This is a genomic window from Stenotrophomonas sp. 57 (assembly GCF_030291075.1).
GTDB lineage: Bacteria > Pseudomonadota > Gammaproteobacteria > Xanthomonadales > Xanthomonadaceae > Stenotrophomonas.
Genome location: NZ_CP127407.1, coordinates 3,997,878 through 4,022,019 on the forward strand (window position 1 = coordinate 3,997,878; position 24,142 = coordinate 4,022,019).

Annotated in this window: 17 protein-coding genes; 6 read left to right on the forward strand and 11 right to left on the reverse strand. The window is 67.2% G+C overall.

Features of this window, described 5'->3' with window-relative positions:
- Nucleotides 1-298 precede the first annotated feature (298 nt).
- The 3 genes from trxA to QP512_RS18415 all read left to right on the forward strand — a co-directional run bounded on the left by trxA (nt 299) and on the right by QP512_RS18415 (nt 4,385).
- Nucleotides 299-628: a thioredoxin gene (gene trxA, locus QP512_RS18405; RefSeq protein WP_005411275.1), complete on the forward strand. Its 330-nt coding sequence runs from the start codon at nt 299-301 to the stop codon at nt 626-628.
- Nucleotides 629-856: 228 nt separating this feature from the next.
- Nucleotides 857-2,602, forward strand: a complete 1,746-nt coding sequence (gene rho, locus QP512_RS18410; protein WP_005414668.1) for a transcription termination factor Rho — start codon at nt 857-859, stop codon at nt 2,600-2,602.
- Nucleotides 2,603-2,810: 208 nt separating this feature from the next.
- Nucleotides 2,811-4,385: a sensor domain-containing diguanylate cyclase gene (locus tag QP512_RS18415; RefSeq protein ID WP_286070144.1), complete on the forward strand. Its 1,575-nt coding sequence runs from the start codon at nt 2,811-2,813 to the stop codon at nt 4,383-4,385.
- Nucleotides 4,386-4,419: 34 nt separating this feature from the next.
- Here QP512_RS18415 and QP512_RS18420 read toward each other — a convergent pair whose 3' ends face one another.
- The 11 genes from QP512_RS18420 to QP512_RS18470 all read right to left on the reverse strand — a co-directional run bounded on the left by QP512_RS18420 (nt 4,420) and on the right by QP512_RS18470 (nt 16,178).
- Complete coding sequence (locus QP512_RS18420; protein WP_286070145.1) at nt 4,420-5,310, reverse strand: energy transducer TonB; 891 nt, start codon at nt 5,308-5,310, stop codon at nt 4,420-4,422.
- A 66-nt stretch (nt 5,311-5,376) separates the two neighbouring features.
- On the reverse strand, nt 5,377-7,107 hold the full coding sequence (gene aceK / locus QP512_RS18425) for a bifunctional isocitrate dehydrogenase kinase/phosphatase (RefSeq protein WP_286070146.1): 1,731 nt from the start codon (nt 7,105-7,107) through the stop codon (nt 5,377-5,379).
- A 165-nt stretch (nt 7,108-7,272) separates the two neighbouring features.
- Nucleotides 7,273-7,632: a hypothetical protein gene (locus QP512_RS18430; RefSeq protein ID WP_006473505.1), complete on the reverse strand. Its 360-nt coding sequence runs from the start codon at nt 7,630-7,632 to the stop codon at nt 7,273-7,275.
- 52 nt (nt 7,633-7,684) lie between these two features.
- On the reverse strand, nt 7,685-8,101 hold the full coding sequence (locus QP512_RS18435; RefSeq protein ID WP_286070149.1) for a roadblock/LC7 domain-containing protein: 417 nt from the start codon (nt 8,099-8,101) through the stop codon (nt 7,685-7,687).
- On the reverse strand, nt 8,094-8,642 hold the full coding sequence (locus QP512_RS18440) for an ATP/GTP-binding protein (RefSeq protein WP_286070150.1): 549 nt from the start codon (nt 8,640-8,642) through the stop codon (nt 8,094-8,096). The genes QP512_RS18435 and QP512_RS18440 overlap by 8 nt, the downstream gene beginning before the upstream one ends.
- Nucleotides 8,635-9,597, reverse strand: a complete 963-nt coding sequence (locus QP512_RS18445) for a hypothetical protein (RefSeq protein WP_286070152.1) — start codon at nt 9,595-9,597, stop codon at nt 8,635-8,637. The genes QP512_RS18440 and QP512_RS18445 overlap by 8 nt, the downstream gene beginning before the upstream one ends.
- A 312-nt stretch (nt 9,598-9,909) precedes the next feature.
- Nucleotides 9,910-12,132 (reverse strand): NADP-dependent isocitrate dehydrogenase, encoded by a 2,223-nt coding sequence (locus QP512_RS18450; protein ID WP_286070153.1) that lies wholly within the window; start codon nt 12,130-12,132, stop codon nt 9,910-9,912.
- A 360-nt stretch (nt 12,133-12,492) separates the two neighbouring features.
- Nucleotides 12,493-13,005 carry a hypothetical protein gene (locus tag QP512_RS18455; protein WP_286070154.1) on the reverse strand — a complete coding sequence of 171 codons (513 nt, stop codon included), beginning with the start codon at nt 13,003-13,005 and terminating at the stop codon, nt 12,493-12,495.
- A 45-nt stretch (nt 13,006-13,050) separates the two neighbouring features.
- Nucleotides 13,051-13,344 (reverse strand): LysM peptidoglycan-binding domain-containing protein, encoded by a 294-nt coding sequence (locus tag QP512_RS18460; protein WP_005411287.1) that lies wholly within the window; start codon nt 13,342-13,344, stop codon nt 13,051-13,053.
- A 171-nt stretch (nt 13,345-13,515) separates the two neighbouring features.
- On the reverse strand, nt 13,516-14,334 hold the full coding sequence (queF, locus tag QP512_RS18465) for an NADPH-dependent 7-cyano-7-deazaguanine reductase QueF (RefSeq protein ID WP_286070156.1): 819 nt from the start codon (nt 14,332-14,334) through the stop codon (nt 13,516-13,518).
- Nucleotides 14,335-14,858: 524 nt separating this feature from the next.
- Entirely contained in the window at nt 14,859-16,178 is a 1,320-nt protein-coding gene (locus QP512_RS18470) for a M20 family metallopeptidase (protein WP_286070157.1), read from the reverse strand.
- Nucleotides 16,179-16,363: 185 nt separating this feature from the next.
- Here QP512_RS18470 and QP512_RS18475 point away from each other — a divergent pair, with 185 nt between their 5' ends.
- The 3 genes from QP512_RS18475 to QP512_RS18485 all read left to right on the forward strand — a co-directional run bounded on the left by QP512_RS18475 (nt 16,364) and on the right by QP512_RS18485 (nt 24,070).
- On the forward strand, nt 16,364-17,608 hold the full coding sequence (locus QP512_RS18475; RefSeq protein WP_286070158.1) for an efflux RND transporter periplasmic adaptor subunit: 1,245 nt from the start codon (nt 16,364-16,366) through the stop codon (nt 17,606-17,608).
- 74 nt (nt 17,609-17,682) lie between these two features.
- Nucleotides 17,683-20,916: an efflux RND transporter permease subunit gene (locus QP512_RS18480; RefSeq protein WP_286070160.1), complete on the forward strand. Its 3,234-nt coding sequence runs from the start codon at nt 17,683-17,685 to the stop codon at nt 20,914-20,916.
- A 31-nt stretch (nt 20,917-20,947) separates the two neighbouring features.
- Complete coding sequence (locus QP512_RS18485; RefSeq protein WP_286070162.1) at nt 20,948-24,070, forward strand: efflux RND transporter permease subunit; 3,123 nt, start codon at nt 20,948-20,950, stop codon at nt 24,068-24,070.
- The last annotated feature ends 72 nt before the right edge of the window (nt 24,071-24,142 follow it).

The following is a 24,142-nucleotide window of genomic DNA, read 5'->3' on the forward strand; positions in this document are numbered from 1 at the left end:
CCGGACTTGAACGGTCTGGCCAGGCCTACTGGTGTCGCCCGCTGCCACCCCCATCTTCGGGAAGACAGTGAAATCCGACACATACCGAGCTTCGAAGCGATCACGATACGCTGGGTTCCAGCCGGCGCCTGTCCCCGCCCTGCGATAGGGGTACACTGCCGGCCGTGAGCGTCCAGGCATCACGCCGAACGCACCGCGGCAGTGTGCCGCGAGGCAACGACGAGGGTCGCGCCACCGGGCATGGCCCAGTTCACCCACCTCCGGCATGGCCGGGTGCAATCCAAGACGAGAAACCAAGATGAGCGACAAGGTTGTACATGTCGGCGACGCCGACTTTGATAGCGCAGTGCTGAATTCCAAGGAACCGGTGCTGGTCGATTTCTGGGCCGAGTGGTGTGGCCCGTGCAAGATGATCGCCCCGGCGCTGGACGAACTGGCCGACGCCTACCAGGGCCGCGCCAAGATCGCCAAGGTCAACGTCGATCACAACCGTGCGCTGGCCGCCAAGTACCACGTGCGTTCGATCCCCTACCTGGTCGTGTTCAAGGACGGCGAGAAGGTCGGCGAGCAGATCGGTGCGGTGGGCAAGGCCCAGCTGGCCGGCCTGCTGGACAAGGCCCTGGCCTGATCCTGCCGTTTTCCGGCAGCCGCGGCCCGCGGCTGCCGGCGGACGCCCCGCGTCCATGATGAATGTTGTTCCCGGCAGCCCTTGCACGGCGCCGCAGGCCGATGATAGTGTCGGCACATCCGGCCGCGTTCGCGTGCCGCACCCTCTGGACGCAGTTTCTTCCAGACCCATTCCCAACGTTCGCCGCCCCAGCCGGGCGCTCGCACCTTCAAGCGAGGAATAACGCTCTTGTCCGATAACACTTCCGAAACCGGCAGCGCCGATGCGCCCGCCGAAAAGCGCGTGCGCAAGCCCCGCGTGAGCAAGGCCGCCGCCCCGGCAGCCGCCGAAACCAGCGCCGCTCCGGCGCAGCCGACCCTGCCGCTGGCCGCCGCGCCCGAGGCACCAGCCCCCGCCCCCGCACCGAGCGCGCCCGCCGCCGAGGCCCCTGCCAGCAGTGGCGGCGGCGAAGGTGGTGAAGGTCGCGAATCCGGCCAGCCGCGGCAGCAGAACCACCAGGGCGGTGGCCAGAACCAGGGTCAGAACCCGTACAACCAGAACGGCCAGCAGGGCCAGGGGCAAGGCCAGGGCAACCGCCGTGACCGCTTCCGCAACCGTCGCGACCGTGACCGCAACAACAACCGCTTCCGCGACGACGGCATGCCCAACGACGGCGGCGAGCAGCAGCCCTTCGTGCCGCGCCCGCACGCCAACGTGCCGGAAGGCTTCCCGGTCTATTCGCTGAGCGACCTCAAGCGCATGCCGGCACAGAAGCTGCTGGAAATCGCCGAGCAGCTGCAGATCTCCGAAGGCGTGGCCCGCGCCCGCAAGCAGGATGTGATCTTCGCCCTGCTGAAGGTGCTGACCCGCCATGGTGACGGCGTTGCCGCCGACGGCGTGCTGGAAATCCTGCCGGACGGCTTCGGCTTCCTGCGCGCGGCCGAAGCCAGCTACCTGGCCGGCCCGGACGACACCTACATCTCGCCCAGCCAGATCCGCCGCTTCAACCTGCGCACCGGCGACCACATCTCCGGCCGCATCCGCTTCCCGAAGGACGGCGAGCGCTACTTCGCGCTGAACATCGTCGACACCATCAACGGTGAGCCGATCGAAGCGTCGAAGAACAAGGTTCTGTTCGAGAACCTGACGGCGCTGTTCCCGCGCCGCCGCTTCACCCTGGAGCGCGGCAACGGTTCGTCGGAAGACATCACCGGCCGTATCCTCGACCTGATGGCACCGCAGGGCAAGGGCCAGCGCTCGCTCATCGTGTCCCAGCCGAAGGCCGGCAAGACCATGATGATGCAGCAGGTCGCCACGGCCATCACCACCAACCACCCGGACGTGCACCTGATCGTGCTGCTGATCGACGAACGCCCGGAAGAAGTGACCGAAATGCAGCGCACCGTGCGCGGCGAGGTCATCAGCTCGACCTTCGATGAGCCGGCCGCGCGCCACGTGCAGGTGGCCGAAATGGTCATCGAACGCGCCAAGCGCCTGGTCGAGCACAAGAAGGACGTGGTGATCCTGCTCGACTCGATCACCCGCCTGGCCCGCGCCTACAACAACGTGGTGCCGAGCTCGGGCAAGGTGCTGACCGGTGGCGTGGACGCCAACGCCCTGCACCGCCCGAAGCGCTTCTTCGGCGCCGCGCGCAACGTGGAAGAAGGCGGCAGCCTGACCATCATCGCCACCGCGCTGGTCGACACCGGCTCGAAGATGGACGAGGTGATCTACGAAGAGTTCAAGGGCACCGGCAACAGCGAAGTGCACCTGAGCCGTCGCATCGCTGAAAAGCGTGTGTTCCCGGCCATCGACATCAACCGTTCCGGCACCCGCCGCGAAGACCTGCTGATCGAACCGGAGCTGCTGCAGAAGATCTGGATCCTGCGCAAGCTGCTGCATCCGATGGATGAAATGGCCGCGATGGAATTCCTGCTGGACAAGATGAAGAACACCAAGTCCAACGACGAGTTCTTCGGTTCGATGAAGCGCTGAACCCAACGCTGCGCTTGAAGAAGCCTGCCGCCGCGTGCGGCAGGTTTTTTTTTGCCTGCAGGGTGACCCACTTCATTTCACCGCCGCCCGGTTTTGGCGATAATCCGCCCGATGCCCTGTTCGGCCCCGAGGGCCTGGCCACCGATTCCCGCTGTCGCCCCTTCCGGAGTACCGGTCGGGTCCAGCCTCCTGCCGGATCCGTCGACGCATGCGAACGCTGTCTCCCCGCCTCAACCTGGGCAAGCTGATCCTCGCCCTGGCCCTGCTCAGTGCCATCATCGCGCTGGCCAACACCCTGCTGGCCAGCTACCGGGTACAGCGCGACCAGCTGGTTGGAAACACCCTTGAAGCGAACCGCGTCTATGCCACCAAGCTGGCCGAGACCACCCAGAACTTCCTGCTGGCCGCCCAGCAGGAACTGGCCTACGCCGCCACCCGGCTCGGCCAGGGCAACCTCGATCCGGCGCAGGCACAGGACGAGGCCAGCCGCCTGCAGCTGCAGACCAACAGCTTCAATTCCTCGCTGGTGGTGGATGCCGATGGCCTGGTCATCGCCACCTCGCCGCAGACCCTGCAGCTGCAGGGCGAGGTGCTGCACAGCGTGGGCAACAACGCCGCGCTCGCCGCGCGCCAGCCGATGATCAGCGACCCGTACCAGTCGGCCACCGGCAAGCTGCTGGTGTCGCTGTCGCACCCGATCTTCGACCGCCAGGGTCGCTATCGCGGCTATGTAAGCGGCACCCTGTACCTGCGCCAGCGCAGCGCGCTGCACACGCTGCTGGGCAAGCACTATTACCGCGACGGCTCTTACCTGTACGTGGTCGACCGTCATGGCCGGCTGCTGTACCACGCCGATGGCAAGCGGGTGGGCGACTACGTGGTCGGCAATCCTGCAGTGAAGGCCGTGGTGCGTGGTGAGCGCGGCGCGCAGCAGGTGCGCAACAACCTGGGCGTATCGATGCTGGCCGGCTATGCACCGGTGGCGGCCACCGGCTGGGGCATCATCGCCCAGCGGCCGACCGAGGCCACGCTGCAGCCGCTTTCGAGGCTGATGACCGCCGTGATCTGGAACGCGATCCCGCTGGGCCTGCTGTCGCTGCTGATCACCTGGTGGTTCGCCCGTCGCATCTCGATGCCGCTGTGGCAGCTCGCACGCAACGTGCAGGGCGGCGAGGATACCGGCAACGCGATCAGCCACGTCAGCGGCATCCGCGCGTGGTATTTCGAGGTGGCCCAGCTCAAGCAGGCGGTGCTGCACAGCTTCAATGCGCTGCAGGACCGCATCGGCACGCTCAACCGCGCCAGCCGCACCGACCCGCTGACCGGCCTGCTCAACCGCCGCGGCCTGCAGCAGGCGCTGGACGCCCTGCAGGTGCAGGGCATCCCGTTCGCGATCCTGGCGCTGGACATCGACCGCTTCAAGTCGATCAACGACAACCACGGCCATGATGTCGGCGACACCGCCATCGTCCATATCGCCGACCAGATGCGCCGCTACTCCCGCGACAGCGACATCCTCTGCCGCGCCGGTGGCGAGGAATTCCTGCTGCTGTTGCCGGGCATCAGCGCCGAGTCGGCGCGACAGGCCGGTGAGCGCCTGCGCCAGCGCATTGCCGACCATCCGTTTGAACCGGTCGGCACCATCACCGTCTCGCTGGGCGTGGCCCATTTCCCAAGCTTCCACACCGACGCCGAGCAGGCGCTGCGGCTGGCCGACAAGGCGCTGTACATGGCCAAGGAGCAGGGCCGCAACCGGGTGGTGGTCTACCCCTACGCCGATTGACGCAGAGCCGGGCTGCCCGGCCCTGCAATGATCGTCAACCCTGCTCCAGCGGCGTCAGCAGGCGCAGCCCGCGCTTGGCACCGTCCACCATGTAGACGCCGCCCTCGGGCAGCAGATCGCTGCCGGCCTGTTCGATCGCGTCCGCCTTGCGCCACGGTACGGTCTGTCGCGGGCCCGGAATGAAGGCACGCCAGCGGCCATAGCGCTCCAGCCCTGCGTTGCGGTCGTCGCCCAGGGCGAAATTCACGGGAACGCGCACCGTCCAGCTGTCGCGGGTGCTGTCCTCGCCGGTGGTCGGCGGATTGAAGGTCCAGCCGCGGGCGCTGCTGATACTGGCCTTGGCCAGGATGTCGCGCATCTTGGCCATGGTCCGTTCCGGGCCGACCACGGTCATGTTCACCTGCTCGGCGATCACATCGGCCACCGTACCGTCACGCGCCACCTTGAGCGCCAGCAGCACCTCGCCCTGCCCGCCGTTGCGATACGCGTCTTCGGGATAGCGCGGCGGGGTCATGCGCTTGCGGGTCACCGAGTCGGTGGCCTTCGGATCATATTCACTGAAATCGACACTGGTCATGCTGACTTCGTAGCCGCCGTCGGCCATCGACTTCCCTCGCAGGCGCACCCGCATCGGCGAACGGGTCGCGACCGCTTTGCCATCGCGCAGCGTGGGCTCGAAGCGCCAGCCACCGATGGTGCCTTCGACGAAGGAGGCGATGCTCGGCGTGAGTGTCGATTTCTGGTCCAGCACGAGCGCGCTGACCACGCCCTCCGGAGTGACATCGATACTGCCGGAAAGCACCATGCTCATCTCTGCGGTGGCACGCACGGCACGCGTGGTCTGCGCACTGGCATCGCCGGCAAGCAGCGGAGCGCCGGCACCAACGGCCAACGCGAGAGCGAGGAACAGGGGGGAACGCATCATTGCCGGATCCTTGGTGATGAGTGCTGAGCGTAGCGCAGTCTTCACATCCGGGACAGTTCGGCGTGGCTACGCCAACCGGTGCGTGCCTGCATAGGGTGGCGTATCCGGATAGTCACCACGGGCAAAACGGCCCTGCAGACCCTGCCACCAGGCCGGGTCGAACAGGTGCCGGTAGTGCTCGCGGAGCGCCGCCAGCTCGCCGGCAGGCAGGCCCATGAACGGGCCGAAGCGTTCGGGGAACACATCGCGCGGCCCCACATGGAACCAGGGCTCGTCGGCCATCGCCTCCTCCGGCGTGCGCGGCTGCGGCCAGGCACGAAACACGCAGTCGCTGACCAGGCACAGCTCGTCATAGTCGTAGAACACAGCGCGACCATGCCGCGATACGCCGAAGTTCTTCGGCAGCATGTCACCGGGGAAGATGTTGTTGCGCGCCATGTCGGTGATCGCCTGCGCGTAGTCGAGTACCGCCGCGCGCACCGCCTCACCGCCCTGCTCGCGCAGGTACAGGTTCAATGGACGAAAGCGGCGTTGCACATAGCACAGCGCGATCTCCACCTCATCGCCATCGACGCGCACGCTCTGCGCGCATTGCTGCAGCAGTTCCTCCAGCAGCGCTGGTGCGAAGCGCTCACGCGGGAAGCGCAGGTGGCGATAGGGCTGTGCATCGAGCAGGCGGCCGACGCGATCGAGGTTGAACACCAGCGCGTACTTCTCTTCCACCTGCTGCCGCGACATCGCCTTGGGCCACGCGAAACGGTCGCGGATCAGCTTGAACACCAGCGGATAGCTGGGCAGGGTGAACACCGCCATGACCATGCCCGGCGTGCCCTCGGCATGCACCAGCCGCTCCTGCGGATGCTCGTTGAAGTGGCGGAAGAAGGTGCGGTAGCGCTCGGTCTTGCCCTGCTTGGCGCGGCCCAGCACGGTGTAGATCTCATCGATGGGCTTGCCCGGCAGCAGACTGCGCAGGAACACCACCGCGTCGCCGACCGTGGCCAGGTTGGCCTGGAAATAGCTGCGCGACACGCCGAACAGATGGGCCACGTCGCGGCGCCGGGTCAGTACCGCATCGGCGCGCAGGCCGCGCTCGTCGTTGACCAGCGCGATCACGCACGGCGAGAAGCGATGCTCGCCGAACACGCGGCCGACCAGGTAGGCGCGGCGCTCGCGATAGAACACGGTGTCGAGCAGCTCGATGCTGCGCACCGGCGTATCGCCCCAATGGGCAAGGTCATCCTGCAGGCGCACCGCGATCGCCGCGGCACAGCGCAGCTGGTGCGCATAGGGGATATCGAACCGGTAATCGGCCAGCACCCGCTGCAGCGCCTCCACCGGCCGCGTCGGTGAAACGGCGTAGGTATGCCGCGCGACCGGATGGGTGATGGCGTCCGAGGGCTCGACATCGAAGGCGATGAACTCCAGCGCCGGATCTACGCCACGGGTGGCGAACAGGCGCCGTGACAGTGTGTTGTAGAAGGTCTTGTACAGCTCGGCATCGATCGGGCCCTGCAGCAGCGCGCTGTACTGTGCATGCACCTGCAGCCAGAGCGTGCGTTCGCCGATCCGTTCGCCGGCAAGGCGGCGCAGCGTATCCATCTGCTCGGCGACGCACAGGTCGTACAGCGCGATGCGCTCGACTGCATCCCGGCGGGCACCGGCCCAGTCGCGCTGCTCGAAGCGCTGCCGCGCACGGGCGGTGATCGCCGCGAAGCGGGCGTGGTACTGCTCGAAACCATCGCGGATGACGTTGGCAATGCGCGTCGCCAGCTCGGCAGCGATGTCAGGCTCGGACATGCGTGGCTCACCCGGTAGGACCGGCTTCACCATACGCTGGCGTGGGGTGGCTTGTGTAGAGCCGAGCCCATGCTCGGCTGATCCAGGCAGGAGCAGCCGAGCATGGCTCGGCTCTACAGTTGCAAAGCGCAGCCGGGTGGGCCCGGCTCTACGGAAGCCGGTGGCTCAGATCGCCAGCTCGGCCTCCACGTCCTGCACCTTGCGCCGGGCCAATGCCAGGTTGGACTTGGTACGGTCCAGCACGATGTAGAAGAACAGTCCCTTCTTCTTCGCCACCGGGCGCATGATGTGGTACGCCTTGCCCAGCGAAATGAGGATGTCCTCGATCGTGTCGTTGAGGTTCAGCGATGCAGCAGTCTTCATCTTGGCGCGGATCACTTCGGTGTTGCCGGCGGCGGCCACTTCCATGTCCATGCCGGCACCGGCTTCGCCCAGCAGCATGCCGCTTTCGTAGTCGACCAGCGCCACGGCCTGCGCGCCGTCGATGCCCATCAGTGCGTTCAACGATTCAGTCAATCCAGCCACGTCGCTCCCCTTTCAGGAATGGTTCGAGCCCCACGTTTCCCTGCGGACGGGCTCACGATCCGCCGAGTTCGGCCAGGATCGCCTGGCCACATTCCCTGCTCTGCCACAGCACCTGGCCGATCACGGTGCGCTGGTCGCAGGCCGCCATCAGCAGCAGCGGCGCGCGTCCTTCGGCCTGGACCGCCAGCATCAGCACCTTGCCGCCTGCGGCCTCCAGCATCAGCGTCTGCAGATCGCCCAGTACCAGTTCGCGCCCTACCGCTGCGGCCAGAGCCAGCATCGCGCTGGTCATCGCCGCCAGCCGCTCGCCGCGCCCCTCGGCACCGGCGCTGACCAGGGCAAAGCCATCGACACTGGCCAGCACTACCGTGCGCACGCCTTCGACCCGCTGCCGCAGGTCCTGCAGCAGCGGCTGCAGGCGCTCACGCTGGCCGGCGTCAGGCAGTACCGCCACCTGCCCGTCAGCCATGCGCGGCCACCAGTGCGTGCGCTTCCATCTCGCCCATCAATACATCCATCAGCAGCAATCCCTGTTCGCGGTCGCGGGCATCCACCGCCAGCAAGGGCAGCGGCTGATCATCGAGGCGGGCACGTGCGGCCCAGTCGTCCACGGCCGCCTGCGGCGCCTGGTCCAGGTGGGTGATGGCCACCACCAGCGCCAACGACGATGCGAACGGGCGCAGTACCTGCAGGTAGTCTTCCAGTTCGGCAGCCACGCCCGCGCGGCGCGCATCCAGCAGCAGCACGGCGCCGCGTGCGCCCTGCAGCAGGATCGGCCACAGGAAGTCGAAGCGCTGCTGGCCCGGCGTACCATACAGGCGCAGCCGCTCGCCGTTGGGCAGGTCGATGTCGGCATAGTCCAGCGCCACGGTGGTGGAGGCCTTGTCGGCACCGAACCGATCGCTGTTGGCCACATCGGTATCCACCACTGCGCCGGCCGCGATGCTGCGCACCAGGGTCGACTTGCCGCTGCCCATGCCGCCCAGCACCACCACCTTGTGCTCACGCATTGCGCTCGCTCCCGCGCAGGTGCCGCCACAGGCGGGCGAGCAGGCCGCTTTCCGTGCCGGCGGTGCGCACAGCCATGGGCGTCGCTGGGGCGGCCTGCAGCTGCGCGTAACCGCACAGGTAAGCGGCATGGATGAAGTCGCGCACGGCCGCAGGCGGCAGATCAAGCAGCATCGCGCACTCGTCCACCGTGCACGCGCGCTTGAGCAGCAGCGAGCACAGGCGGAAGCCATCGTGGTCATGGCCCAGCACGCGGAAGTCGGGCCAGCGCAGCAGCTTCACCGCAGCACTGCGCAGGCGCTCGTCCAGCGCCTGCCAATGGCGGCTGCGTTGTGCCCACTGCCACAGCAACGGCCGCAGTGGCTGGCGTGGCCGTTCGCCACCCAGGGCCTGCAGGCGCGCCGCTGTCAGAGCATCGAGCTGCAGGCGCTCGAAGGCATCAGCCAAGCGTTCCACCAGCGCAGCGGCAGGCTCCTGCAGCAACACGGCCTGGTCCTGTTCCAGATCCATCAGCAGCAGCGGCTCGCCTGCGTCACCCAGCAATGCCTGGCCCTGGCGCAGCGGCAGCCGCTGGCGCAGAAGGCGGGTGATGGCGTGTGCACCATCGGCCAGGCGGATCGGTGCAGGTGCGTGCATGGCCAGCGGCTCCGTGGGCAACTGCATGCCGCGCAGCGCGCGGCCGATGGCACCGTCATCAAGTACGTCCTGGTGGCCATCGCCGTCGCGCAGCTGGCCGCCGAGGTCCTCGATCCAGCACTGCAACCGCGGGCGCTGCTGGCGCATGCGCAGGGCCGCATTGCGCAGCGCCGGCGTATCGCGGATGACCAGCAGATCGCAGTCATCCAGATCCTGGCTGCGGCGGATCTGCCCATCGGGCAGCGCCGACGCCACGCGCAGCCGTTGCAGCAGGGCCTGCTCGCCCTGGATGTCGGTTCCCACTACCAGCACGCGTGCCATCGGTGTTCCCCGTGCGGCCACCTCCCCGGTGGCCTCGCGTCGCCAAGGCTAGGACATCGCCAGCGGCAGCCGTCGTGATCGACTGCTCAGATTGAGGGCGGTTGCAGACCGTGTCCTATCGGTTCTGCGACGGCCATCGCGGGCAAGTTTCATGCCCTCTTGACGGCATTACGACGGCTGACGGATTTCACGGTTCTGGACGCTGGGGGGATGGGGTCGGAGCCCTCTGCGGGCAGCGGGGTCCGCCCCCCGGAGGCAAAAAAGAAACCCGCGCCGAAGCGCGGGTTCCGGGGTCAAGCGGGCGACGGGGGATCAGCCGCGCAGCTGCTCCAGCGCGGCGTTGAAGGTCGCGCTCGGGCGCATCGCCTTGCCGGCCTTGGCCAGGTCCGGACGGTAGTAGCCGCCGATGTCCACGGCCTTGCCCTGCACCGCGATCAGCTCGTCGACGATCTTCTGCTCGTTGTCGGTCAGTGCCTTGGCCAGCGGTGCGAAGCGAGCCTTCAGCGCAGCATCTTCGTCCTGCGCGGCCAGGGCCTGGGCCCAGTACAGCGCGATGTAGAAGTGGCTGCCACGGTTGTCGATGCCGCCCAGCTTGCGCGACGGCGACTTGTCGTTGTCCAGGAACAGGCCATTGGCTTCGTCCAGCGCCTTGGCCAGCACACGGGCGGCGGCGTTGTCGTAGCGGTTGCCCAGGTGTTCCAGCGATGCGGCAAGCGCCAGGAATTCACCCAGCGAATCCCAGCGCAGGTAGTCCTCTTCGACGAACTGCTGCACGTGCTTCGGGGCCGAACCACCGGCACCGGTCTCGAACAGGCCGCCACCGGCCATCAGCGGCACGATCGACAGCATCTTGGCGCTGGTGCCCAGTTCCATGATCGGGAACAGGTCAGTGAGGTAGTCACGCAGCACGTTGCCGGTCACCGAGATGGTGTCCTCGCCCTTGCGGATGCGGTCGAGCGAGAACGCGGTCGCTTCCACCGGCGGCAGGATGCGGATGTCCAGGCCGCTGGTGTCGTGGTTCTTCAGGTAGGTCTCGACCTTGGCGATGACCTGGGCGTCGTGCGCGCGGGCGGCATCCAGCCAGAACACGGCCGGGGTGCTGCTCAGGCGGGCGCGTTCGACGGCCAGCTTCACCCAGTCCTGGATCGGCGCGTCCTTGGTCTGGCACATGCGCCAGATGTCACCGGCTTCCACGGCGTGCTCGAACACCACGGTGCCGGCCTCGTCGGTGACCTTGACCACACCGTCGGCGGCGATCTGGAAGGTCTTGTCGTGCGAGCCGTACTCTTCGGCCTTCTGCGCCATCAGGCCGACGTTCGGCACCGAGCCCATGGTGGCCGGGTCGAAGGCACCGTGCGCCTTGCAGTCGTCGATGACGGCCTGGTACACGCCGGCGTAGCAGCGGTCCGGAATGACCGCCTTGGTGTCCTGCAGCTTGCCTTCGGCATTCCACATCTTGCCGGAGTCGCGGATCATCGCCGGCATCGAGGCGTCGACGATCACGTCGCTCGGCACGTGCAGGTTGGTGATGCCCTTGTCCGAATTGACCATGGCCACGCCCGGACGCTGTGCGTACTCGGCAGCCAGGTCGGCTTCGATGGCGGCGCGGGTGGCTTCCGGCAGCGACGGCAGGCGCGCGGCCAGGTCACCGATGCCGTTGTTGGCATCGAAACCGGCCTGCTTCAGCACGTCGGCGTGCTTGGCCAGCACGTCCTTGTAGAACTCGTTGACGGCCACGCCGAACATGATCGGGTCGGAGACCTTCATCATGGTCGCCTTCAGGTGCAGCGAGAACAGCACGCCCTGGGCCTTGGCATCGGCGATCTGCTCACCAATGAACGCGGCCAGCGCCTTGCGGCTCATCACCGCGGCATCGACGATCTCGCCGGCCTTGACCGCGATCTTTTCCTTCAGCACGACGGCGCTGCCATCCTTGCCGTGGAAGGTGATCTTCAGCGAACCGGCGTTGGCCAGGGTGGCCGACTTCTCGCTGCCGTAGAAATCACCGGCGGCCATGTGCGCGACGTGCGACTTCGAATCCGACGCCCAGGCGCCCATGCGGTGCGGGTGCTTGCGCGCGTAGTTCTTCACCGACAGCGGTGCCCGGCGATCGGAGTTGCCTTCGCGCAGCACCGGGTTCACTGCACTGCCCTTGACCTTGTCGTAGCGCGCCTTGTAGTCGCGCTGCTGGTCGTCAGCCGGGGTTTCCGGGTAATCCGGCAGCGGGTAACCCTGGTCCTGCAGTTCCTTGATGGCCGCCTTCAGTTGCGGCACCGAGGCGGAGATGTTCGGCAGCTTGATGATGTTGGCGTCCGGCGTGGTCGCCAGCTGGCCCAGCTCGGCCAGGTCGTCGCTGACCTTCTGCGCATCGGACAGCAGTTCCGGGAACTGCGAGAGGATGCGGCCGGACAGCGAGATGTCACGGGTTTCCACCACGATGCCGGCGGTGGCGGTGTAGGCGTCGACGATCGGCAGCAGCGACTGGGTCGCCAGGAACGGGGCTTCGTCGGTCAGCGTGTAGAGAATCTTGGACATGGGGGACTTGGACTCTGTAGCAATGCTCAGGGGAAGGCCGGCGCCAGCGCCGGGCCACGTGCAACCGTGTCGCTTTCCCCCGCCGCGGTCAGGGTGGGCGCGCGGCGGGGAAACCCCTGCATTGTCGCGTTTTCAGCCGCGCGGGGCAAAGCCGCGCCATACGCGGCGGTACTGCACGGCAGCAACGCTGTGATCCAGCCACATGCATCGGATGCACGCCTGCCCACGCATCCAGGCATTCACGCATTCACGCATTCACGCATGGCGTGGATGATGACGCCAGCCATCGCCCAATAAAAAAAGGACGCAGCCTCGCGGCTGCGTCCATCGTGAGTCCTGCCGGGAGAGAGTCGGCAGGACTTACTTGACCTCGAACTCCTGCGGCGTTCCAGCCGCCTTGCCATCGACCATGACCTCGGCGCGGTACTTGCCGGCCGGCCAGCCCTTTGCATTCTTGAACGTAACGTTGGTGGTCTCCGCGCCGCTGGCATTCAGGGTCGCAGTCTGTTCGCCGGCCACCTGGCCGTCCTGGAAGGTCAGCTTGGCACGGACATTGACGTTGTTGGCGGCGCCATCGGTCTTGACCGAGACGATGACGTCATCCTTCGGCGAGAACAGTGCAGCCGGAGCGACCGACTTGTCGGCGGCCGCGGTCTTGCCCACGGTGACGGTGGAGACGCTGACCGCAGCAGCTTCCGCCATCGGCGGCGGTGCACCGGTCATCGGTGCCGGCGCTGCCGGCTCGGCCGGGGCCGTGGCGGCCGGAGCCGCGTTGGTGTCGGTCGACTCTTCCTTCTTCTTGCAACCGACCAGGGCAACGCTGCCCAGCAGGGCGGCGATCAGGGCGGTCTGGAGCGGGGTGGTCTTGATCATTCGGGGTTCCTCCCAGGGATTGTCGGACGGCGTTCGATCGCCGGCTTACTTCGGCGGCAGCTTCAGGGTCTGGCCCGGGAAAATCTTGTCCGGGTCGTCGAGCACGTCGCGGTTGGCTTCGAAGATCTTTTTCCAGGCGTTGGCGTCGCCCAGATGCTGCTTGGCGATCTTCGAGAGTGAGTCGCCCTTCTGCACGGTGTAGGTGCCACCGCTGACGATCTCGGCGGTGCTGTCCACCGAAGCGCTGACGCCGGAGAAGTCCGCCTTCGGCACCTGCTCGGCGGTACTGTCGACGCTGGCACTGACGCCGGAGAAATCGGCTTTCTTCTCGGTACTCATCCACAACTCCCGTCTGCATGACTACGTGGCTCGCACGGTGCCATGGCGGTTGTTAAACGGGGATGGTGCGGATGTGAAGCCGCCCCGGGGGGCGGCTGAACAATCGGGGCGGACGGTGGCCGCTGCGCTTGCCGGGCGTGGCCCGGCGCCAGCCGTAACCGCCTGTGGCGGTTACTGGCGCAGCTCGCGGTACGTCGCCGCCGGGGCGACGATGCCGGGGCTGGCGCGCCACGGGTTGATGTCCAGGCCCCCACGGCGGGTATAGCGAGCTTCCACTTCCAGCCATTGCGGCTGGCAGCGCGCAGACACCTCGCTGAAGATCCGCTCAACGCATTGCTCGTGGAACTCGGCGTGTTCGCGGTAGCTGACCAGATAGCGCAACAGGCCAGCACGATCGATCCTCGGCCCGCGGTAGCGCAGGCTGACTGTCGCCCAGTCCGGCTGGCCGGTCACCGGGCAGTTGGACTTCAGCAGTGCCGAGACCAAGGTCTCCTCCACCACTTCACCAGCATCGGCCGAGAGGAAGTCGGCCTGCGGCGGACCGTAGCAGTCGATCTCCAGCTCCAGCCCGTCGATGGATTCACCGAGCGGCGTCTCGCGCAGGCCCGGCAGGCCGAACTCGACCTGGACCGGCGCACCGGCGCAGGCCGACAGATCCGCCACGACGCGCGCGCGCAGCGCCTCGGCGCTGTCGATACGGGTGCTGTTGAGGGAGTTGAGGTACAGCTTCAACGACTTCGATTCGATCAGCCGCGGCGAGGTGCACGGCACCTGCACGGTGGCGACGGCGACCTGCGGCTTGCCACGCGGGTCGAGCCAGCTCAGCTCAAAGGCATGCCAGCGGTCGTGGCCGACGAACGGCAGCGCGGCATCGTCGAGGCCGATCTCGGCGCGGGCGCCGCTGCGGGGGATGGGAAACAGCAGGCCGGGATCGTACTGCGACGGGTAACTGACCTCGCGACCGAGGCTGGAATCCTGTGGGGTGTTCATGGTGGGCATTGTATCGCGCGAAGGGCGGGCCTTCGGCCGGACCGGCCAACGGCGGAGCCCCTCCGTGGTGGTTCAGGCACGATCTCGGGGTCGGCCGGGAGGGTGGGTTGGCTGGGGGCCGCTGCAAGTACGTCCATGTAAGCTCGGTCGCCGCATCCATGCGGCTCACGCCCCCAGCCAACCCACCCTCCCGGCCACGGACAATTTCTCGCGCCACCACGGGAAAGATCAGGAAAATCAAAATCAAAAACCGATCCTTCAGACGTTCCTGACGCCTGCCGTGTCGACCAAGGTCGACCCCCACCAGAAGCAGGATGTCGTTCCGACAGCCGCGGGAAACTGTCGAAGGCGGGGTGGGTCCGGTTGAGGGGGTGTCCGCGGCATGGATGCCGCGGCCAAGCCCCCAGGGATGGGTTTACGGCGTCCCCCTCAACCGGACCCACCCCGCCATCCCACGGAATGCCCGCTTTTGTCGTTGACGTTGATTTAGGCGGGTGCAGGGCTGCAAGCCCTGCCGGAAACCCTCAGCCAGCAGGAGTGCCGGCACCGTGCAGATAATCCAGGCTCACCTGCAGCAACGCGCGCAATCCCACATCCAGGGCCTTCTCATCCAGCAGGAACTTCGGCGAATGATTCGCCGGCGCCGTCGCCGGGTCGATGCCCACGCTGGTCGAACCCACGAAGAAGAACATGCCCGGCACTTCCTTCGCATACAGCGAAAAATCTTCCGCGCCCATCTGCAACGGCGGCTCGTACACGTTGTCCTTGCCCACCACCGCCTGCAGGCTCGGCAGCATCTTCGCGGTCAGCGCCGGGTCGTTCACCGTGGCCGGGTTGCCTTCCGACTCGTAGATGTCGGTCACCGCCTTGCCACCATGCGCGGCCGCGGTGTGCTCGGCCACGTTGCGCAGGTCGGCGAAGATCTGCTGGCGCATGCCTTCGTCGAAGGTGCGGATGGTGCCGACCATCTCCACTTCGTCGGGAATGATGTTGTAACGGATGCCACCGTTGATCGCGCCGAAGGTCAGCACCGCCGGCTGCTTGGACAGGTTGGCGCGGCGGCTGACGATGGTCTGCGCGGTGCCGACCAGATCGGCGGTGGCCACGATCGGGTCAACACCGTTCCACGGCGCCGAGCCATGCGTCTGGCGACCGATCACCTTGATGCCGAAACGATCCGAGGCGGCCATCAGCGGGCCACCGCGCACCGCGATCTGCCCGGCCTGCACACTGGAGAACACGTGCAGCCCGAACACTGCCTCCGGCTTGAAGTCGGCGAACAGGCCTTGCTTCAGCATCAGTGCGGCGCCGCCCTCTTCCGGCGGCGGCGCGCCTTCTTCGGCCGGCTGGAAGATCAGCATCACCTGGCCCGGCAGGTCCTTCTTCATCGACACCAGCGCCTCGGCCACGCCCAGCAGGGTGGCGGTGTGTGCGTCATGGCCGCAGGCATGCATCACGCCCACGGTCTGCCCGCGGTACTGGTCGGTGGCCTTGGACGCAAACGGCAGCCCGGTCTGCTCGGTCACCGGCAGCGCGTCCATGTCCGCGCGCAGGGCAATCTTCGGGCCCGGCTTGCCGCCCTCGATGATCGCCACCACGCCGTGATGGGCGATGCCGGTCTTCGGCTTCAGCCCCATCGCACGCAGGCGCTTGGCGACCTCGGCCGAGGTGCGCGCCTCGCGGTTGGACAGCTCCGGGTGCTGGTGGAAGTCGCGGCGCCATTCGACCACCTGGGCCTGCAGGCGCTGCGCGGCGGCGGTCACTTCCGGGCGTTGCCCGTCCTGGGCATGGGCAAGCGCCGGCAGGGCCAGCAGCAGGGCGGACAGCAGCAGCGAACGGCGCATCGCAATCTCCACAACAAGGGGTTCCAGCTGAATGTAGGGCAACACCGGCGCTACGGGAACCACCGGCGCCTCACCCGGTCTTAGCGCCCGTCCCATCCGTCATGCAGGAAACGTGATGTGGCACAGGTATGCTTTGCGCATTGTCCCGGGGTCCCGCCCGGTCCAGCCCTCTCGGAGTCCTCGTAATGTCACGTGTTTGGAAGATCGTGCTGCTGGTCGTGGCGGTACTGGTGCTGGCCGTGGTCGGCCTGCGCGTCATCGGCGGGGGCAAGGACAAGGCTGGGAAACCCGCTGCGGGCGCGCGCCAGGGCGGCGAAGACCCGGATGCCGGCCCGGTGCCGGTCACCGTGGTGGATGCCACGCGCCAGGACGTGCCGGTGTATGCCAGCGCGCTGGGTACGGTGACGGCAATGAACACCGTCACCGTCAGCCCGCAGGTCGGCGGCCAGCTGATGAGCCTGAATTTCCGCGAAGGCCAGGAAGTGAAGCAGGGCGATGTACTGGCGGTGATCGACCCGCGCACGGCCCAGGCCAGCTATGACCAGGCCGCTGCTGCCAAGCGCCAGAACGAAGCCCTGCTGGCCACTGCGCGCTCCAACTACCAGCGCTCGAACGCACCGGAGTATCGCCAGTACGTCGCCAAGACCGATCTGGATACACAGCGAAACCAAGTGGCACAGTACGAAAGCGCGGTCGCAGCGAACGAGGCCAGCATGCGCTCGGCACAGGTGCAGTTGCAGTACACCAAGGTCACCGCACCGATCTCCGGCATCGCCGGCATCCGCGCGGTCGATGCTGGCAACGTCGTCAACGCCGGTACCGCGCTGGTCACGCTCACCCAGATCCATCCGATCCACGTGCTGTTCAACCTGCCCGAGCGCCAGCTGGGTGACGTGCGCCAGGCGCAGGCCGCCGGCCCGGTACCGGTGGCGGCGCTCGACCGCGCCGATTCGCACGTGCTGTCCGGTGATGGAAAGCTGGACGTGGTTGACAACCTGATCAGTGCCGACAGCGGCACGTTCAAGGCGCGTGCCCTGTTCGACAACACCGACAACGGCCTGTGGCCGGGCCAGTTCGTCAACGTGCGCATGCAGCTGCGTACCATCGCCGGCGGCGTGGTCATCCCCACTCAGGCGGTGCTGCGTGGTCCGGATGGCGAGTACGTCTACGTCGTCCAGGGCGACAACACGGTGAAGATGCAGACCGTGCGCAGCGGCGTGGAAGTGGGCGACAGCCAGGTGCAGATCGCCGAAGGCCTGAAGGGCGGCGAGCGGGTGGTCAGTGAAGGCCAGTTCCGCCTGAAGCCAGGCAGCAAGGTCACCGCACTGAAGCCGGGCGAGACCCCGGCCGCACCGACCGAGGCCGAACTGAAAGCGGCCGAGCAGAAGAACGCGGGCGGCGGTGGCCGTCGCGGTGGTGGCCCGCGCTGAGCGCAGGCCACTGATCTCCCTCGCGCCGGCGACCCTGCCGGCGCCGACATTGAAGTGCCAGCAAGGATCAGTCCGTGGGCTTTTCGACGATCTTCATCCGCCGCCCGATCGCCACCTCGCTGTTGATGGCGGGCCTGTTGCTGCTGGGCATCCTCGGTTACCGCAAGCTGCCGGTGTCGGCGCTGCCGGAAATCGATGCGCCCAGCCTGGTGGTCACCACCCAGTACCCCGGCGCCAACGCCACCACCATGGCCTCGCTGGTCACCACCCCGCTGGAGCGCCAGTTCGGGCAGATTTCCGGGCTGGAACTGATGACGTCGGACTCGTCGGCCGGGTTGTCGACGATCATCCTGCAGTTCTCGATGGACCGCGACATCGACATCGCGGCGCAGGACGTGCAGGCGGCGATCCGCCAGGCCACCCTGCCCTCGTCGCTGCCCTACCAGCCGGTCTACAACCGGGTGAACCCGGCCGACGCGGCCATCGTCACTCTGAAACTGACCTCCGACACGCGCCCGCTGCGCGACGTCAACAACTACGCCGACTCGATCCTGGCCCAGCGACTGTCGCAGGTGCAGGGCGTGGGCCTGGTCTCGATTGCCGGCAACGTGCGCCCGGCCGTGCGCATCCAGGTCAATCCGGCGCAGCTGTCGAACATGGGCCTGACCCTGGAGCAGCTGCGCAGCGCGCTGACCCAGGCCAACGTCAATGCGCCGAAAGGCTCGTTGAACGGCAAGACCCAGTCCTACAGCATCGGCACCAACGACCAGCTGGCCAGCGCCGCCGAGTACCGCGACACCATCATCAGCTACAAGAACGGCCGCCCGGTGCGGTTGTCGGACGTGGCCGAGGTGGTCGATGGCGTGGAGAACGACCAGCTGGCCGCCTGGGCCGATGGCAAGCCGGCGGTGCTGCTGGAAGTGCGCCGCCAGCCCGGCGCCAACATCGTGCAGACCGTCGAGCGCATCCGCGCGATCCTGCCGCAGCTGCAGGGCGTGCTGCCGGCCGACGTGCACCTGGAGATCTTCAACGACCGCACCGAGACCATCCGTGCCTCGGTGCATGAAGTGCAGTTCACCCTGATCCTCACCATCGGCCTGGTGGTGGCGGTGATCTTCGTGTTCCTGCGCCGGCTGTGGGCGACGATCATCCCATCGGTGGCAGTACCGCTGTCGCTGGCCGGCACGTTCGCGGTGATGGCCTTCGCCGGCATGTCGCTGGACAACCTGTCGTTGATGGCGCTGGTGGTGGCCACCGGCTTCGTGGTGGACGACGCGATCGTGATGATCGAGAACATCGTGCGTTACATCGAGCAGGGCAAGAGTGGCAAGGAAGCGGCCGAGATCGGCGCACGCCAGATCGGCTTCACCGTGCTGTCGCTGACAGTCTCGCTGGTGGCGGTGTTCCTGCCGCTGTTGCTGATGCCTGGCGTCACCGGTCGCCTGTTCCACGAATTCGCGTGGGTGCTGAGCATCGCGGTGGTGCTGTCGATGCTGATCTCGCTGACGCTCACCCCGATGATGTGCGCCTACCTGCTCAAGCCCGACGCCCTGCCCGAGGGCGAGGACGCGCACGAACGCGCGGCCGCCGCCGGCAAGCAGAACCTGTGGACGCGCACCGTGGGCCTGTACGAACGCAGCCTGGACTGGGTGCTGGGCCACCAGCGCCTGACCCTGGCCGTAGCGGGCGGTGCGCTGGTGCTGACCGTGCTGCTTTACGTACTGATTCCCAAGGGTCTGCTGCCCGAACAGGACACCGGCCTGATCACCGGCGTGGTGCAGGCCGACCAGAACATCGCCTTCCCACAGATGGAACAGCGCACCAGGCAGGTGGCCGAAGCACTGCGCCATGATCCGGACGTGACCGGCGTTTCGGCCTTCATCGGCGCCGGCAGCATGAACCCCACGCTCAACCAGGGCCAGCTGTCGATCGTGCTGAAGGAACGCAGCCAGCGCGATGGCCTCGACGAGATCCTGCCGCGCCTGCAGAAGGCGGTGGCCGGCATTCCGGGCGTGGCGCTGTACCTGAAGCCGGTGCAGGACGTGACCCTGGATACCCGCGTGGCTGCCACCGAGTACCAGTACTCGCTGTCGGACGTGGATTCGGCGACGGTGGCGACCCAGGCCACGCGCCTGACCGAAGCGCTGCGCAAGCGTCCGGAACTGGCCGACGTCGACAACAACCTGTCCAACCAGGGCCGCGCGCTTGAACTGAACATCGACCGCGACAAGGCCAGCGTGCTGGGCGTGCCGATGCAGACCATCGACGACACGCTCTACGATGCGTTCGGCCAGCGCCAGATCTCGACCATCTTCACCGAACTCAACCAGTACCGCGTGGTGCTGGAAGTTGCGCCGGAGTTCCGCACCAGTACCGCACTGATGGAACAGCTGGCCGTCGCCTCCAACGGCGCCGGTGCGCTGACCGGCACCAATGCCACCAGCTTCGGCCAGGTCACCTCGTCCAACTCGTCCACCGCCACCGGCATCGGTGCGCAGAACACCGGCATCACCGTCGGCGCCGGCAACATCATCCCGTTGTCTGCGCTGGCCGAAGGCAAGGTGAGCAGTGCGCCGCTGGTGGTCAGCCACCAGCAGCAGCTGCCGGCGGTGACCGTCTCGTTCAACGTGGCACCGGGCTATTCGCTGTCCGAAGCGGTACGGGCGATCCAGGAGACCAAGGACAGCCTGGACATGCCCACCCACCTGCATGCCGAGTTCATCGGCAAGGCCGCCGAGTTCACCGGCAGCCAGACCGATGTGGTGTGGCTGCTGCTGGCCTCGCTGGTGGTGATCTACATCGTGCTGGGCGTGCTGTACGAGAGCTACATCCACCCGATCACGATCATCTCGACCCTGCCGCCGGCCGGTGTCGGTGCGCTGCTGGCGCTGATGCTGTGCGGGCTGAGCCTGTCGGTGGATGGCATCGTCGGCATCGTGCTGCTGATCGGCATCGTCAAGAAGAACGGCATCATGATGGTGGACTTCGCCATCGAGGCGCGCCGCGCCGGTGCCAACGCGCATGAAGCGATCCGCCGTGCCTGCCTGCTGCGCTTCCGCCCGATCATGATGACCACTGCTGCGGCCATGCTCGGCGCGCTGCCGCTGGCGCTGGGCACCGGCATCGGCTCGGAACTGCGCCGCCCGCTGGGCATCGCCATCGTCGGCGGCCTGCTGTTGTCGCAGCTGGTCACGCTGTACACCACGCCGGTGATCTACCTGTACATGGAGCGCTTCTCCGAATGGCTGGCCCGCCGCCGCGAACAGCGCGCGCTGCGCAACGGTTCGCTGCAGGAGCCGCAGGCATGATCCACGCCCCGCTGCTGCGGGGGGCCGCACGATGAACCTGTCCGGCCCCTTCATCCGCCGCCCGATCGGCACCGCGCTGCTGGCCATCGGCCTGTTCATGGTCGGACTGATCTGCTACCTGCGGCTGGGCGTGTCGGCGCTGCCGAACATCGAGATCCCGGTGATCTTCGTGCACGCCAGCCAGTCCGGCGCCGATGCGGCGACCATGGCCTCCACGGTCACCGCGCCGCTGGAACGCCACCTCGGCCAGCTGCCGGGCATCGACCGCATGCGCTCGTCGAGCTCGGAAGGCAGCTCGCTGGTGTTCATGATCTTCCAGAGCGGCCACAACATCGATTCGGCCGCGCTGGACGTGCAGACCGCGATCAACTCGGCGCAGGCCGACCTGCCTTCGGGCATGGGCTCGCCGATGTACCAGAAGGCGAATCCGAACGACGACCCGGTCATCGCCATCGCGCTGACCTCGCAGACGCAGTCGGCCGACGAGCTGTACAACGTGGCCGACTCACTGCTGGCGCAGCGCATCCGCCAGATCAGCGGCGTCGCCTCGGTCGACATCGCCGGTGCGTCGACGCCGGCGGTACGCGTGGACGTCAACCTGCGCCTGATGAACGCGCTCGGCTTGACCGCCGACGACCTGCGCAACGCCGTGCGCGCGGCCAACGTGACCTCGCCCACCGGCTTCCTCAGCGATGGCAATACCACCACCGCGATCATCGCCAACGACTCGGTGGCGCGCGCCGCCGACTTCGCCGACCTGGTGGTCAAGACCCAGGGTGACGGCCGGGTGATCCGCCTGAAGGACATCGCCAACGTCTACGACGGCCAGCAGGACGCCTACCAGGCGGCGTGGTTCGACCACAAGCCGGCGGTGGTGATGTACGTGTTCACCCGTGCCGGCGCCAACATCGTGGAGACCGTGGACCGGGTCAAGGCGCAGATCCCGACCCTGCGCGACTACCTGCAGCCCGGCACCACGATGACGCCGTACTTCGACCGTACGCCGACCATCCGCTCGTCGCTGCATGAGGTGCAGATCACTCTGCTGATCAGCCTGGCGATGGTGGTGCTGACCATGGCGCTGTTCCTGCGCCGGCTGGCACCGACGCTGATCGCCGCGGTGACCGTGCCGCTGTCGCTGGCCGGTGCGGCGCTGGTGATGTACGTGATGGGCTTCACGCTGAACAACCTGAGCCTTTTGGCGCTGGTGATCGCGATTGGTTTTGTGGTCGACGATGCGATCGTGGTGATCGAGAACATCATGCGCCACCTCGACGAGGGCATGCCGCGCATGCAGGCGGCGCTGACCGGTGCGCGCGAGATCGGCTTCACCATCGTCTCGATCACCGCCTCGCTGGTGGCGGTGTTCATCCCGCTGCTGTTCGCCAGCGGCATGATGGGCGCGTTCTTCCGCGAATTCACCGTCACCCTGGTGGCGGCGATCGTGGTGTCGATGATCGTCTCGCTGACGCTGACACCGGCGCTGTGCAGCCGCTTCCTCAGCGCCCATGACCACACCGCGCCGCCGTCGCGCTTCGGCCGCTGGCTCGATGCCGGCCACGAACGCATGCTGCGCGTCTACACGGTGTTCCTCGACTTCTCGCTGCGCCACGCGCTGCTGATGTCACTGACCCCGCTGATCCTGATCGGCGTGACCGTGTTCCTGTTCGGCGCGGTGAAGAAGGGCGCATTCCCGCCGCAGGACACCGGGCTGATCTGGGGCCGCGCCAACTCCAGCGCCACCGTGTCCTTCGAAGACATGGTCGCCCGCCAGCGTCGCATCACCGACATGCTGATGGCCGATCCGGCGGTGAAGACCGTGGGCGTGCGCCTGGGCAGTGGCCGCCAGGGCTCCAGCGCACAGTTCAACATCGAGCTGAAGTCGCGCAGCGACGGCCGCCGCGAAACCACCGCGCATGCGCTGGCACGGTTGAGCGCCAAGGCCGATCGTTACCCGGACCTGCAGCTGCGCCTGCGTGCGATCCAGGACCTGCCCAGCAACGATGGCGGCGGTTCCAGCCAGGGCGCGCAGTACCGCATCTCGCTGCAGGGCAACGATCTGGCCGCACTGCAGGAATGGCTGCCCAAGCTGCAGGCGGAACTGAAGAAGAACCCGAAGCTGCGCGACGTCGGCACCGACGTGGACAACGCCGGCCTGCGGCAGAACATCCAGATCGATCGCGCCAAGGCCGCGCGGCTGGGCATCACCGTCGGCGCCATCGACGGCGCGCTGTACGGTGCGTTCGGCCAGCGCCAGATTTCCACCATCTACTCGGATATCAACCAGTACAGCGTGGTGGTCAACGCCCTGCCCTCGCAGACCGCCACCCCGGCGGCGCTGGACGAGGTGTACGTGCGTGCGCGCAACGGCGACATGGTGCCGATCACCGCGGTGGCGACCCAGGTGCCCGGCCTGGCGCCGTCGCAGATCACCCATGAAAACCAGTACACGACGATGGACCTGAGCTACAACCTGGCTCCCAACGTGAGCATGGGTGAGGCCAAGGCGATCATCGATGCCACCGTGGCCGGCATGCGCATGCCCGGTGACATCCGCCTGGCCGACGATGCGGGCTTCGGCTTCAACTCCGACCCCAGCGACATGCTGATCCTGGTGCTGGCGGCGATCCTGACTGTCTACCTGGTGCTGGGCATGCTCTACGAGAGCCTGATCCACCCGGTCACCATCCTGTCCACGCTGCCGGCGGCGGGTGTGGGCGCGCTGCTGGCCCTGTTCGGCACCAACACCGAGCTGTCGGTGATCTCGATGATCGCGCTGGTGCTGTTGATCGGCATCGTCAAGAAGAACGCGATCATGATGATCGACTTCGCGCTGGTGGCGCAGCGCGAGCACGGGCTGGCGCCGCGCGATGCTGCCCGTGAGGCCAGCATCGTGCGCTTCCGCCCGATCATGATGACCACGATGGTGGCGATCCTGGCAGCGGTGCCGCTGGCGATCGGCCTCGGCGAAGGCTCCGAGCTGCGGCGCCCGCTGGGCATCGCGATGATCGGTGGCCTGCTGTTCTCGCAGAGCCTGACGCTGCTCAGCACGCCGGCGCTGTACGTGATCTTCTCCTGCCTGGCCGAACGCTGGCGGGCACGTCGCGCACGCAAGCGCGAAGCAAAGCTGCTCAAGCGCGCGCAGCGGGCGTAGAAGGGCCCATCCGCGCATGGCGCGGATCGACTGAAACGGTAGCGCCGGGCCATGCCCGGCGGATGCGGATGG